Source organism: Pseudomonas sp. RGM2987 (assembly GCF_022952855.1).
In the GTDB taxonomy this organism is placed as follows: Bacteria; Pseudomonadota; Gammaproteobacteria; order Pseudomonadales; family Pseudomonadaceae; genus Aquipseudomonas.
Genome location: NZ_JALJDX010000209.1, coordinates 44696 through 58857 on the forward strand (window position 1 = coordinate 44696; position 14162 = coordinate 58857).

At 63.9% G+C, this 14162-nt stretch carries 10 protein-coding genes; 6 read left to right on the forward strand and 4 right to left on the reverse strand.

What is annotated here, in order from left to right; genetic code table 11:
* Positions 1-7: 7 nt before the first annotated feature.
* From RGM2987_RS18725 to RGM2987_RS18735, 3 genes are read right to left on the reverse strand one after another with little or no spacing between them, the layout of a single operon-like run.
* Complete coding sequence (locus RGM2987_RS18725; RefSeq protein WP_245144080.1) at positions 8-208, reverse strand: DUF1656 domain-containing protein; 201 nt, start codon at positions 206-208, stop codon at positions 8-10.
* Positions 198-2369 (reverse strand): FUSC family protein, encoded by a 2172-nt coding sequence (locus RGM2987_RS18730; protein WP_245144086.1) that lies wholly within the window; start codon positions 2367-2369, stop codon positions 198-200. Before RGM2987_RS18730 ends, RGM2987_RS18725 begins: the two co-directional genes overlap by 11 nt.
* Positions 2370-2374: 5 nt before the next feature.
* Positions 2375-3958, reverse strand: coding sequence for an efflux transporter outer membrane subunit (locus RGM2987_RS18735; RefSeq protein ID WP_245144091.1), 1584 nt, complete (start codon positions 3956-3958; stop codon positions 2375-2377).
* 308 nt (positions 3959-4266) lie between these two features.
* Here RGM2987_RS18735 and RGM2987_RS18740 point away from each other — a divergent pair, with 308 nt between their 5' ends.
* Positions 4267-5235 carry a LysR family transcriptional regulator gene (locus RGM2987_RS18740; RefSeq protein WP_245144099.1) on the forward strand — a complete coding sequence of 323 codons (969 nt, stop codon included), beginning with the start codon at positions 4267-4269 and terminating at the stop codon, positions 5233-5235.
* A 28-nt stretch (positions 5236-5263) separates the two neighbouring features.
* Here the strand turns inward: RGM2987_RS18740 and RGM2987_RS18745 are convergent, their stop codons facing one another.
* Complete coding sequence (locus RGM2987_RS18745; RefSeq protein ID WP_245144107.1) at positions 5264-5506, reverse strand: hypothetical protein; 243 nt, start codon at positions 5504-5506, stop codon at positions 5264-5266.
* 302 nt (positions 5507-5808) lie between these two features.
* On the opposite strand from RGM2987_RS18745, the gene RGM2987_RS18750 reads away from it, so the two are divergent.
* From RGM2987_RS18750 to RGM2987_RS18770, 5 genes are all read left to right on the forward strand, one after another.
* Positions 5809-6969 (forward strand): efflux RND transporter periplasmic adaptor subunit, encoded by a 1161-nt coding sequence (locus RGM2987_RS18750; RefSeq protein ID WP_245144116.1) that lies wholly within the window; start codon positions 5809-5811, stop codon positions 6967-6969.
* Positions 6966-10079, forward strand: coding sequence for a multidrug efflux RND transporter permease subunit (locus RGM2987_RS18755; protein WP_245144124.1), 3114 nt, complete (start codon positions 6966-6968; stop codon positions 10077-10079). The genes RGM2987_RS18750 and RGM2987_RS18755 overlap by 4 nt, the downstream gene beginning before the upstream one ends.
* A gap of 9 nt (positions 10080-10088) precedes the next feature.
* Positions 10089-10763: a heavy metal response regulator transcription factor gene (locus RGM2987_RS18760; RefSeq protein WP_245144131.1), complete on the forward strand. Its 675-nt coding sequence runs from the start codon at positions 10089-10091 to the stop codon at positions 10761-10763.
* Positions 10756-12117, forward strand: coding sequence for a heavy metal sensor histidine kinase (locus RGM2987_RS18765; protein ID WP_245144137.1), 1362 nt, complete (start codon positions 10756-10758; stop codon positions 12115-12117). Before RGM2987_RS18760 ends, RGM2987_RS18765 begins: the two co-directional genes overlap by 8 nt.
* 239 nt (positions 12118-12356) lie before the next feature.
* Positions 12357-13853 carry a sensor domain-containing diguanylate cyclase gene (locus RGM2987_RS18770; protein WP_245144140.1) on the forward strand — a complete coding sequence of 499 codons (1497 nt, stop codon included), beginning with the start codon at positions 12357-12359 and terminating at the stop codon, positions 13851-13853.
* The last annotated feature ends 309 nt before the right edge of the window (positions 13854-14162 follow it).

Consider the following 14162-nt stretch of genomic DNA (forward strand, 5'->3'; position numbering starts at 1 on the left):
ATCGATCTCAACGGTAGACCGTCAGCGCCAGCGCGCCGAACAGACAGGTAAACAGACTCAGGCGCAGCAGCGCCGGGTGCCAGAAATAGCGGTACAAATCCAGCCCGGACAGCAAGCGATCCAACGCCCAGGCAAGGCCGGCGGCGATGAAAAACATCAGGGTCATGGTCGGCATGTACACGCCATGGAAGGCGATCTCACGGGGCATGTTCAGGTTCCTGGCGTAGCGGTGCGGCGTAGGCCGCCAACGGTGATTGCGGGTCGAGCAACGAAGTGCGGATGAAATGCAGGTAGCTTTTCACCCGACGCAGGGCCGAGGTGTCGAAATGCGGCGCGAAGGGTTCGTCGGTGGACTGCACGCGGTTGATGGCCTGGTTCACCGCCACCAGGGCGCGTTGCAGATTGCTCGGGCTCGGCTGACGGAACAGGCGTACCAGCGCCCGTCCCATCACGCGGATCGCCTGGCGCCACGGCTGGCTTTCGGCATAGGCCGGATGTTCCGGCAGAATCGCCTGCTCCTTGCGCAACTCGATGATCGCGTGACCGATCTCCAGCACCACGAACATCCAGCGCAACAAGTCTCGCTGCACCTGGGGTTGCCCGGCCGCCAGCCCATAGGCCTGGTGCAGCAGATCCCGGGGGCGACTTTCAAAACCCGACGCCAGGCCCTTGAGCTTGCCGCTGATGGCAGACACCACTTGTTCACGCAGATCCTGTTCGAGCCGGCGCCATAACCAGCTGCTGTTGGGCGGCAGGATGATCGCCCCTGCGGCGGCACAGACCAGCATGCCGAGGATCATCGCGAGGTAGTCGTTGATGAAGGCGTAAGGGTTGTAGACCGTCAGGTTGTCCGGCACCGAGCCGGTGCAGAAGAAAATCAGCAACCCCAGCCCGACCCCCGCGTACTGCGGCCGCGAACTGAGGAACGAGCCGAGCATGATCACCGGCGCCAGCATCACGCAGAGCAACGGAAAACCGTCGATCAGCGGAAAGATGAAAAACATCTCGACGAAACCGACCAGCGCGCCGAGCAGGGTGCCGCACGCCATCTGGAACGCCATGCGCTTGGGGTTCGGCGTGGCGGCCGACACCCCTACCGTGGCCGCGGCAATCATGGTCATGGTCGCGCCACTCGGCCAGGCGGTGGCGACCCAATAGCTGCCCAGTAAAGCAAGAATGAACGCAGCGCGAAGCCCCGAGGCCGCAGCCGCCAGCCAGTTGGTCTGCGGCACGAAGGGCTCGTCCCAGCGCTCCCGTTCATGGTGGTGATCGGCCAGGGAAGCGTGGGTCAGGGCGTAGCTGTGCAGGTCGTCGACAAAGCGATAAAGCAACTCGTAGGCGGTGTGGAAATCCAGCTGCTGCGCATCGCTTGGCTGTGTTTCCTGAAATAACGCCCGCAGCCGCCGCACCTGGGCCGGCAGCTCGGCTTTGTACTCGGCCAGCGCCATCGCCAGGCGTGCCGCATCGGCGTCGGTGAGGGCTCGACCACCGAAGCCGTCGAGCAATTCAGCCAGCGTGTACAAGCCGGGCTTGATGGCGTCGGCGACATGCTCCGCCGCGCTGCTGCGCAGACGTTCGAGCAACTGGTGCAAGGCATTGAAGCGCGTGGTGATGCCCATGAACTCGCTGTTCAAGCGACTGAGCCGACCGTTGCGCCGACGCATATGCGGGTCTTCGAACACGGTAACGCTGCGCAGGCTTTCCAAGCCGACGGCCTCGGCAATGAAGCGCACATTGCCGGCCTCGAACGCCTCGCGTTGGCTACGTCCGCGCAACCCGTCCGTAACGAACAGAGCAAACACCCCGAAGCGCTGGTACAGGGCGTTGCGCATCGCGGCGCTGGCGGTCTGCGGCAGGATCGCGGCGCTGACCAGGGTCGAGCAGACAATCCCCAGGGAAATTTCCAACACCCGCCAGACCGCCGCCATGAACGCACCTTCCGGATGCGCCAGGGCTGGCAGGCCGATCACCGCCGCGGTGTAGCCGGCCAGCACGAAACCGTAGGCCCGGAAGGTGCGGTAACGCGCTGCCCCCGCTGTACAGATGCCGACCCAGATCGTCAGGCAACCGAGGAACAGCTCGGTGCTCTGGGCAAACAAAGCGATCAGCGCCACCATCACCGCCGAGCCAGCCAGGGTGCCGAGGAAGCGATAGAAACTCTTGGCGAACACTTGGCCGCTCTGGGGTTGCATCACGATAAACACGGTGATCATCGCCGTGCGCGGTTGCGGCAGCTCCAGGCGCATCGCCAGCCACAGCGTCAGGAACGCGGCGAACAGGACCTTGAAAATGTAGATCCAGGTCACCCCGTCGCTGCGGGCCCAGTCGTAGAAACCCCGGCGCCATTCGAGGCGGTACAGTCGGCGCATGGTACTCAGCATTGTGGCGAGGGAGCTTGCTCCCGCTTGGGTGCACAGCACCCACTTGCAGGTACAACGACTGCTGCGCAGTCCAGCGGGAGCAAGCTCCCTCGCCACGGTGCCTGACTCAGGGAAGTGGGTTCGGGTGCGGTGTCGCTACCGGCGTCCAGCCCGCCACCCAGTGCAGTCACCAACTCGGCATGCACACTCAGCCGTGCGGCCTCCACCTGTTGCTGCACTTGTTGCTGCTTGAACAGCAGGCTCTGGGCATTGAGCACGTTGAGGTAGTCGGTCAAGCCGCGCTGGAAGGCGACCATGGCAATGTCGTAGGTGCGCTGGGCCGCAGCCACCGATTCAGCGGCGAAGGCCTGTTGCTTGTCCATGGATTGGCGGCGGATCAGCTGGTCGGAAATGCTCTTGAGCGCATTCACCAGAGTCTGGTTGTAATGTGCGACCGCGACGTCATAGCCCGCCGCCGCCTCACCCAACTGCGAACGCAGGCGCCCACCGTCGAAAATCGGCAATGAGATGGCCGGCCCGACGCTGTAGGTGAGCTTCTTGCCCGTCAGAAACTCCAGCGCCCCCCCACCGGTCGCCATGTAGCCGATGCTGCCCACCAGATCGACGTTCGGATAGAAACCGGCGCGAGCCACATCAATGCCTCGGGCCTGGGCCATCACTTGCCAGCGCCCGGCAACCACATCCGGACGCTGGCCGAGCAGTTCAGCGGGTAAGGTCGAAGGCAGTTTCAACGGCGCGCCAAGGGCCAGCGTCGGGCGTTGCAGACGCGCGCCCTCGCCCGGTCCCTTGCCCGCCAGCGCGGCCAACTGATTGCGACTCAAGGCAATGGCTTCATCGAGCGCGTCGAGTTGTCGATGGGTTTCGGGCAGCGGCGCCTGGGCCTGGCTGACTTCGAAGTGAGTGCCGATACCGCCGTCCAGGCGCTTTTGCGCCAGTTGCAGAATCTGCTCCTGTTGACGCAGCGTCGCGGCGACGATATCGCGCTGGGCGTAGTGCAGCGAAAACTGGATGTAGGCCTGCACGATGTTGTTCTGCAGCTCCAGTTGCGCCTGACGTCCCTCGGCCACGCTCATGTGCGCCAGATCGACCGCCCGCTCGCTGGCATTGCGTTCGCGCCCCCAGAGATCCAAGGCGTAGCTCAGGCCCAGGCCCGCGTTATTGTCCCAAGTGGTGGTGTTGGCCAATTCGCCAGGGCCATAGAGCTGATCGGTGGGCCAGTTGTGCCGCTTGAGGGTCACGTCCGCGTTGACCTGCAGCGACTCGGCCGCCTCGGCCACCCCTGCCAGGGCCTTGGCCTGACGCACCCGGGCCGCCGCCATGGCGAGGCTCGGGCTGTCTTGCACGGCCAGCTCGATCCAGCGATCCAGTTGCGGATCGCCATAGGCTGTCCACCATTGACGGGGCGGCCAGTGGGCGTCGTAGGCGGCCTCGCGGATCGCGGCGTCGGTGGCCAGCTGATTGGCCGGCAACGCCTCGCCTTGCGGCGCAATCCCTCCTGTCCCGATGCAACCGCTGATGGCTGACGTCAGAACCCAAACACTGAGAGTCTTCAGCTCTCTGCTGATGCAACGCGGCACTTGCGACAATTTCCTAGGAGAGAGAATCGAGAACCTGTGGGAGCGGGCTTGCTCGCGAAGAGGGACTGACATTCAACATCACCGGTCACAGGCACACCGCTTTCGCGAGCAAGCCCGCTCCCACAGGATGCGCGCCAGACTCCAGACGGACCCAAGCCACAATGCTGGCAATTCTAGGTACGCCACCCACCGGCGATAAGCCGGCCTTTCTGCGAATCTTTGTTACCGTTAACGCGATAATCCGTAAGTCGGGGTCGGTATCGCCGTAACTTCATGTCACAATTTGCTACCTCCCAAGAGAGCCCCCCATGGACACTTTGCAAAACATGCGCGCGTTCAGCTGTGTTGCCGAAGCCGGCAGTTTCACCGCCGCCGCCGTGCAACTGGACACCACCACGGCCAACGTCTCGCGTGCGGTTTCCAACCTGGAAGCCCATCTGCAAACCCGACTGCTCAACCGCACCACCCGCCGCATTGCGTTGACCGAGGCCGGTAAACGCTACCTGCTGCGTTGCGAGCAGATCCTGGCGTACGTCGAGGAAGCCGAAGCCGAGGCCAGCGATGCCCATGCGCGCCCCGCCGGCCAGTTGAAAGTCCACACCATGACCGGTATCGGCCAGCATTTCGTGATCGACGCCATTGCCCGGTATCGCAAGACCCACCCGGACGTGACCTTCGACCTGACCCTGGCCAACCGCGTCCCGGACATCCTCGACGAGGGCTACGACGTGTCCATCGTGCTGGCCAGCGAGCTGCCGGATTCAGGCTTCGTCTCCCAGCGCTTGGGTATCACTTACAGCATCGTCTGCGCGTCGCCGGCCTACGTGAAAGCCAGCGGCTGCCCGCAAAAGCCCAGCGACCTGCTCAACCACGCATGCCTGCGCCTGGTCAGCCCGGTCATTCCGCTGGAAAAATGGGTGTTTGATGGCCCCGAGGGCCAGGAGATGGTGACCATCAACAGCTCACCGTTCCTGGTGAATTCCGCCGACGCCATGAAAACCGCGATCACCAGCGGCATGGGTGTAGGCGTGCTGCCGGTCTACGCGGCCATCGAAGGCCTGCGCAACGGCACGCTGGTGCGGGTCATGCCGAACTACCGCTCCCAGGAGCTGAACCTTTACGCGATCTACCCTTCGCGCCAATACCTGGACGCGAAGATCAAGACCTGGGTCGAATACCTGCGCGGTTCATTGCCGGAAATTCTCGCGGCGCACCAGGCCGAGCTGACGGCCTATGAGTTGAGCGGAAGCCTGGCGGGCGCCCGGGTCGCGAGCTGAAGTCGCGGGCGGGCGCCAGATGAGAAATTCAGCGCTTGCCCATCGAGCGGCGTGTGCCGGGAGGCGCAGCGCCTGGGGTCTTGGTGTGGCCATTCTTCGCACCGTTCTTGTACCACGGCTGCTGCGCAGCACCTTTGGCTGCGGCCAGTTCGCCGGGCTTGAACGGGAATTTGAAGGCCGGGATCGACGCTTGGATGTTTTCTGCGTTGGCCGCATCGCCGTCGCGCAGCTCGACCTGTTCGTCGACGGGCGACGGTGTCTGGGAAGTCATGTCAATACTGTTCAGTGAGGGTGGGACATCAATCCGTGGCGAGGGAGCTTGCTCCCGCTGGGCTGCGCAGCAGCCCCACAATCCATGCAGGTCGGCCCAGGTGAGCGGGCCGCGAAAGACGGCAGTATACCTGCCCGCAATCGCAATGCATCCGGCAGATTCGCCCAGCCTCACCGCCGGTCTGACAGTAATGCAGGACAAAACTGACAAGCCTGTCAGTTGAGCGTCACCTTCCTGACCGCCTCGCAACGCTATATAAGAACAATCACAATCCTATCGTCCCGAACCGGCGCTCCACATCCATGCACACCCAGAAGAAAACCGTCCTGCTCGTTGCGCTCCTGGTCGCCCTGGCGGCGCTGGCCCTCTGGTTTGTCACAAGACCTGTCGCTCACAAAACCGCAGCCCCCGCCGCCGTTCCGGTACGGGTCGTCAGCGTGGAGCAAAAGGATGTGCCGCGCTTTGCCAGTGGCATCGGCACGGTGCTGTCGCTGCACAGCGTGGTCATCCGCCCGCAGATCGATGGCATCCTCACCCAGCTGCTGGTCAAGGAAGGTCAACTGGTCAAGAAAGGTGACCTGCTGGCGACCATCGACGACCGCTCGATCCGCGCCAGCCTCGACCAAGCCCGCGCCCAGCTCGGCGAGAGCCAGGCACAGCTGGTGGTGGCCCAGGTCAATCTCAAGCGCTATAAATTGTTGAGCGTCGATGACGGCGTATCGAAGCAGACCTACGACCAGCAACAGGCACTGGTCAATCAACTCAAGGCGACCGCCCAGGGCAACCAGGCGGCCATCGATGCGGCCCAGGTGCAACTGTCCTACACCCAGATCCGCTCCCCCGTGTCCGGCCGCGTTGGCATTCGCAACGTCGACCCAGGCAACTTCCTGCGCACCAGTGACGCCGACGGCCTGTTTACCGTGACCCAGATCGACCCGATCGCCGTGGAGTTTTCCCTGCCCCAGCAAATGCTGCCCACCCTGCAGCGATTGATCGCGGCCCCCGACCAGGCCTTGGTCAAGGCCTACATCGGGGCCGAGGGCACCTCCTCAGGGGAACTGCTCGGCGAGGGGCGCCTGAGCCTCATCGACAACCAGATCAACGCCAACACCGGTACCCTGCGGGCCAAGGCCGAGTTCGACAACGCCGCGCAACGCTTGTGGCCCGGGCAGTTGGTGACCCTGAAGATCCAGACTGCTATCGACAAGGGTGCCCTGGTGGTGCCGCCGACCGTCGTCCAACGCGGGTTGGAGCAGCACTTCGTGTATCGGGTCAAGGGCGACAAGGTCGAGAGCGTGCCGGTCAAGACGGTTTACCAGGACAGTGACATGCAGATCATCCAAGGCGTGAACGCTGGCGACCAGTTGGTGAGCGACGGCCAGTCGCGGCTCAAGCCGGGCTCCAGCATCCAGGTCCTGAGCGCCCCACCGGCCCTGGCCAAGACCTCGGAGCCGCAACCATGAAAGGCCGTGGTTCGGTTTCGGCCTGGTGCATCGACCACCCCATCGCCACGGTCCTGCTGACCTTTGCCCTGGTGCTGTTGGGCTTTATCGCGTTTCCCAAGCTGCCGGTCGCGCCGTTGCCGGAGGCGGAGTTCCCGACCATCCAGGTCAACGCCCAGCTGCCCGGCGCCAGCCCCGAAACCATGGCCTCCTCGGTGGCAACCCCGCTGGAAGTGCAATTCAGCGCGATCCCCGGCATTACCCAGATGACCTCCAGCAGCGCCCTGGGCTCGACCAACCTGATCCTGCAATTCAGCCTCGACAAAAGCATCGACACCGCCGCCCAGGAAGTCCAGGCAGCCATCAACACCGCCGCCGGCAAGCTGCCCAACGACATGCCGAACCTGCCGACCTGGCGCAAGGTCAACCCCGCCGACAGCCCTGTGCTGATCCTCAGCATCAGCTCCACCCTGATGCCCGGCACGGAACTGAGCGACTACGTCGAGACCCTGCTCTCGCGTCAGATCAGCCAGATCGATGGTGTAGGGCAAGTCAATATCACCGGCCAACAGCGCCCGGCAATCCGCGTCCAGGCTTCGGCCGACCGACTCGCGGCCATCGGCCTGACCCTGGCGGACATCCGCCTGGCCCTGCAACAGGCCAGCCTCAACCTGGCCAAGGGTGCGCTGTACGGTGAATCGAGCATTTCCACCCTCTCCACCAATGACCAGCTGTTCGAGCCCGAGGAATACGGAGAGCTGATCGTCTCCTACAAGAATGGCGCGCCGGTTCATCTCCGGGACATCGCCAAGGTGGTCAACGGCTCGGAAAACGCCTACGTCCAGGCCTGGGCCGACGACGAACCGGGGGTCAACCTGGTGATTTTCCGACAACCGGGGGCGAACATCGTCGAGACGGTCGACCGCATCCAGGCCGCGTTGCCCGCCCTGCAAGCCATGTTGCCCGCCGCGGTGCAGGTCAAGGTGTTGATCGACCGCACCCAGACCATTCGCGCCTCGCTGCATGAAGTGGAACTGACCCTGCTGATCGCCGTGCTGCTGGTGGTGGCGGTGATGGCGCTGTTTTTGCGCCAGCTCTCGGCCACCTTGATCGTCTCGGCGGTGCTGGGGGTTTCGCTGACGGCCAGTTTCGCCCTGATGTACGTCATGGGGTTCAGCCTCAACAACCTGACCCTGGTGGCAATCGTCATCTCGGTGGGGTTCGTGGTGGACGATGCGATCGTGGTGGTGGAAAACATCCACCGGCACCTGGAGGCCGGCGACGGCATGCGCGAAGCGGCGATCAAGGGCGCCGGGGAAATCGGCTTCACGGTGGTTTCCATCAGTTTTTCGCTGATTGCCGCGTTCATTCCCTTGTTGTTCATGGGCGGCGTGGTCGGGCGGCTGTTCAAGGAGTTTGCCTTGACCGCCACCTCGACCATCCTGATTTCGGTGGTGGTCTCGCTCACCCTGGCGCCGACACTGGCCGCGCTGTTCATGCGCGCCCCGGTGCATCATGCCCACGCCCGACCGGGGTTCGGCGAGCGCCTGGTGGGCTGGTATGAACATGGCCTGCGTCGGGCCCTGGCCCATCAGAAGCTGATGCTCGGTGTGTTCGGCCTGACCCTGGCGCTGGCGGTGGTCGGCTACGTGTTCATCCCCAAGGGTTTCTTCCCGGTGCAGGACACCGGCCTGGTGCTCGGCACCAGCGAAGCCGCCGCCGACGTGTCCTTCCCGGACATGGTAGCCAAGCACAAGGCCCTGGCCGAAATCGTTGCCGCCGACCCGGCGGTGCAGACGTTCTCGCACTCCGTCGGCGTCTCGGGCAGCAACCAGACCATTGCCAACGGCCGCTTCTGGATCGCCCTCAAGCCCCGGGACCAGCGTGATGTGTCGGCCAGCGGCTTCATCGATCGAATTCGCCCCCAGTTGCTGAAGATTCCCGGCGTAGTGCTGTACCTGCGGGCCGGGCAGGACATCAACCTCAGCTCCGGTCCCAGTCGCGCCCAGTATCAGTACGTGCTCAAGAGCAACGACGGGCCGAGCCTCAACGCCTGGGCGCAGAAACTCACCGACAAGCTGCGCGGCAATCCGGCGTTCCGCGACATATCCAATGATTTGCAACTGGGCGGCAGCGTCACCCACATCAATATCGACCGCAGCGCGGCGGCGCGCTTCGGCCTGACCGCCACGGATGTCGACCAAGCCCTGTACGATGCCTTCGGCCAGCGCCAGATCAATGAATTCCAGACCGAGACCAACCAGTACAACGTGATTCTGGAGCTCGACACCCGCCAGCGCGGCAAGGCCGAAAGCCTGGCGTACTTCTACCTGCGCTCGCCCCTGAGCGGGGAAATGGTGCCGCTCTCGGCCCTGGCCCGCTTCGATGCGCCAAGCAACGGCCCGCTGTCCATCGCCCACGACGGCATGTTCCCGGCCGCCAACCTGTCGTTCAACCTGGCGCCGGGCGTGGCGCTGGGAGACGCGGTGCGCATGCTCGACCAGGCCAAGAACGAGATCGGCATGCCGGCCGCCATCACCGGTAACTTCCAGGGCGCGGCCCAGGCGTTCCAGAGTTCCCTCGCCAGCCAGCCGTGGCTGATCCTCGCCGCGCTGGTGGCGGTGTACATCATCCTCGGCGTGCTCTACGAGAGCTTCGTGCATCCGTTGACAATCATCTCCACCCTGCCCTCGGCCGGCCTCGGCGCGCTGATCATGCTCTGGCTGCTGGGCCAGGATTTTTCGATCATGGCGCTGATCGGCCTGGTGCTGTTGATCGGCATCGTCAAGAAGAACGGCATCCTGATGATCGACTTCGCCCTCGACGCCCAGCGCAACCGCGGGCTGGCGCCCCAGGAGGCGATTTTCCAGGCCTGCCTGACACGGTTTCGGCCAATCATGATGACCACCCTGGCGGCCCTGCTCGGCGCCCTGCCGCTGATGCTCGGCTATGGCCCCGGCGCAGAGCTGCGCCAGCCCCTGGGCATCGCGGTGGTGGGCGGCCTGCTGGTGAGCCAGGCGCTGACGTTGTTCACCACACCGGTCATATACTTAGGGCTCGAGCGGCTGTTCCATCGGCGCCCCCTTCCACCTGAGCCCGCGCCAGCCACGGCGCTGACGACCACAGACTGAGGCGGGGCCATGCGCGTTCTGATCATCGAAGACGAAGAAAAAACCGCGGACTACCTGCACCGTGGCCTGACCGAACAGGGCTACACCGTGGATGTAGCGCCGGACGGCATCGAGGGGCTGCACCTGGCCCTGGAAACCGACTACGCGGTGATCGTGCTCGACGTGATGCTGCCGGGCCTGGACGGCTTCGGTGTGCTGCGGGCCCTGCGTGCGCGCAAGCAGACGCCGGTGATCATGCTCACGGCCCGCGAACGGGTCGAAGACCGCATCAAGGGCCTGCGCGACGGCGCCGACGATTACCTGGGCAAGCCGTTTTCCTTCCTGGAGCTGGTGGCCCGCCTGCAAGCCCTGACCCGGCGCAGCGGCGGCCATGAACCGGTGCAAGTGAGCATCGCCGACCTGTGGATCGACCTGATCAGCCGCAAGGCCACCCGCGCCGGCCAGCGCCTGGACCTGACCGCCAAGGAGTTCTCTCTGCTCAGCGTCCTGGCCCGGCGCCAGGGTGAAATCCTCTCGAAAACCGCCATTGCCGAAATGGTCTGGGACATCAACTTCGACAGCGACGCCAACGTGGTGGAAGTGGCCATCAAGCGCCTGCGGGCCAAGCTCGATGGTCCCTTCGAACAAAAGCTGCTGCACACCATTCGCGGGATGGGCTATGTGCTCGAGAGCCGCGATGAGTAACAGCATTGCCCTGCGCCTGAGCGGCCTGTTCACGCTCGTGGCGGCACTGGTGTTCCTGTTGATTGGCGGTGCGTTGTACCAGCAGGTGGAAAAAGGCCTGGGCCTGTTGCCCGAAGCCGAACTCGATGCCCGCTACAGCGTGCTCGAATCCACGGTAGGCCGCTACGGCACGCCCGAGCACTGGGTCAAGATCCACAACAAACTGCGCTTGCTCGGCGAAGAGGACAAGCGCATCCATTTCTGGATCATCAGCGGTGACGCGAAGTATGAGTATGGCGATCCCGATGAGCAGATCCGTGCCTTCGCCGCAGGACCACTGGGCAAACGCGACCTCAAGCTGCCCCACCGGCACTACCCGATGAAAGTACTGGTGAGCCAGTTCCCCGCCAAGGACCAGCGTCCGCCGCTGCGTTTCATGATCGGCATCGACACCGAGACGTTCTACCAGACCCAGCATCAGCTGTTGGTGGCGCTGGTGAGCCTGGCGATTATCGGCGTGGTCCTGGCCTCGTTGCTGGGTTACTGGGTGGCGCGCGTTGGCCTCAAGCCGCTGATCAAGCTGTCCGAGGAGGCCCGGCGCCTGGCGCCTCCACGTTTGTCCGGGCGCTTGCGCCTGTCACCGCTGCCACCGGAGCTGAACCAGTTCGTCAGTTCCTTCAACGCCACCCTCGACCGGGTCGAACAGGCTTACTCGCGGCTGGAATCCTTTAACGCCGACGTTGCCCATGAACTGCGCTCGCCCCTGACCAACCTGATCGGCCAGACCCAGGTGGCCCTGACCCGCGGGCGTTCGGCCGAACATTATTTCGAAGTCCTGCAATCCAATCTCGAAGAGCTGGAGCGACTGCGCTCGATCATCAATGACATGCTGTTCCTCGCCAGCGCCGACCAGGGCAGCAAGGCCACCAAGTTGACCAACGCCTCCCTGGCCGGCGAGGTGGCGACCACCCTCGATTACCTTGACTTCATTCTCGAAGACGCCCAGGTCCGGGTCCGGGTCAGCGGCGACGCCCAGGCCAACATCGAGATCGCCCACCTGCGCCGGGCGCTGATCAACCTGCTGAGCAACGCCGTGCAGCACACCGCGCCCGGGCAGGTCATCGACGTGCGCATCGAGGCCGACGACGACCAGATCACCCTCGCCGTCACCAACCCCGGCGAACCGATTGCCGGCGAACACCTGCCGCGCCTGTTCGAACGCTTCTATCGGGTCGACGCCTCGCGCAGCAACAGCGGCGCCAACCACGGGTTGGGCCTGGCCATCGTCAAGGCAATCGCTTTGATGCATGGCGGGGACGTATTCGTGCACAGTGAGCAAGGCGCCAACACGTTCGGGATCCGCTTGCCGGCCTGACACCTCTCAAGGCTGGATCGCCTTCGCACGGTTTCCCAGGCCATTGAATGCTGGGCGAAAGCCAGCTGGATCAAAATGTCCCGCAATTGCCCTGACTCCCATCGGTTTTGCGCGAACACCGATTGCCCGCTCTCGCCGATCCAAGCACAATTCAGCAAAAGGCCAGCATCTGGTTCATTGCCGGTGATGCGACCCTTTGGGACGGATCCCAGCCACACGATAATGCAGACACCCGAACCATGAGCGCGAGCAGTGCGACACCCGGCAACACCCCGCTTCCGATCCGTTCGGAACGCGTACTCGTACTGGCCAGCTCCCTGGTGGTCGTTGCCATCGTGAGCATCGTGACCTTCCTGTTGATTCGCGAACACGCCAGCGCCCAGCAGGATGCAACGCGTGCGGCGACCAACATCGTGCAACTGATCGATGCCGATGTGCTGCGCAATGTCGAACTCTACGACCTGTCACTGCAAGGCCTGATTGCCGCCGCCAAACGCGACGACCTGCAAGGCGTGTCGCCGACGATCCGCCATCTTGCGCTGTTCGACCGCGCCACCGCCGCCCCCTATAAAGGCGACATCCTGCTGCTCGACAAGCGCGGCGATGTGATCGCCGACTCGGCCTCGGTCGAGCCGCGCAAGGGTAACTACGCCGACCGGGAATATTTCCAGTCCCATGTCCAGGACCCGAGTCCGCGCATGATGATCAGTCGGCCGTTCCGGGCCAGAAGCGGCGAGCACGACTGGCGCATCAGCTTCAGCTATCGACTGAACGATGACCAAGGTGGTTTCCTCGGGGTCGCCGAGGCCGCGATGCGCCTGAGCTACTTCAGCCAGTTGTTCAAAAGCCTGAACATCGGCCACGGCGGCACGGTCAACCTGGTCAGCCGCGACGGCATTGTCCTGGCGCAGGAACCGCCTCTGGCCGAAGACATGATTGGCCGGGACTACGGCAAACGGCCCAACTTCATCCGCATCCTGCGCGAAGGCAACGGCAGCTTCACCGCCATCTCCAGCACCGACCAGACATTGCGCCTGTACACCTTTTCCCAGGTAGGCGACCTGCCGCTGATCGTCGTCGTGGCGCTGTCCTCCAACTCGGTGTTCGCCTCCTGGGAACGAACCGCGCTGCTGGTCAGTGGCGCTACGGGTGCTCTGTGCATCGGTTTGCTCTGGCTCACCTGGAGGCTACGTCGCGAACTGAGACGCCGCCACAGAGCCGAAAGAGAACTGGCCCACCTGGCATCCGTTGACGCGTTGACCGGCCTGGCGAACCGCCGCACCCTGGATGAAACCCTGCGACAGGAATGGCTGCGAGCCCAGCGTTCAGGCCAGCCGCTGTCGGTGTTGATGGTCGATGCGGACCACTTCAAGGCATTCAACGACCGCTACGGCCACCCGCGCGGTGACGCGGCCCTACGGGCCTTGGCCCAGGTCATCACCCAACACGTGCGCCGCCCCGCCGACCTCGCGGCGCGCTACGGGGGTGAAGAGTTCTCGGTGATACTTCCCGAGACAACCACCGCCGGCGCATTCACCATGGCCCAGAACATTCGCGAGGCGGTGGAGCAACTGCCAGCCACCCTAACCGGTGACGCGCCGATGACAGTCAGCATTGGCATCGCGACCTGGGCGCAGGGGCCCTATGGCGAAGTCCAGCAATTGCTGCTCGCTGCGGACAAGGCGCTGTACCAGGCCAAGGCGAGTGGGCGCAATCGGGTGGTTTGTGCGATGTGATGTTGTCCGCTTTTGTGTGTATGTCCGTTTCTTCGGTTCCGCTTTTAACGCGGGTCACTTTTGAAAGGCGCCCAAGACCCCAGGCAGGCCGAGGCGGCCTTAAAGCCGACCTGGTTTCGGTGACTGCATTCATCCTGTGGGAGCGGGCTTGCTCGCGAAGGCGTCGTGTCATTCAGTACAGGTTTTTCTGACAGACCGTCATCGCGAGCAAGCTCGCTCCCACATTGGATTGAGGTACAACCAAAGAAACAGGTCGGCTGTGAGGCCGCCTTCGCGAGCAAGCCCGCTCCCACAGTTGGGGTGGAGTAT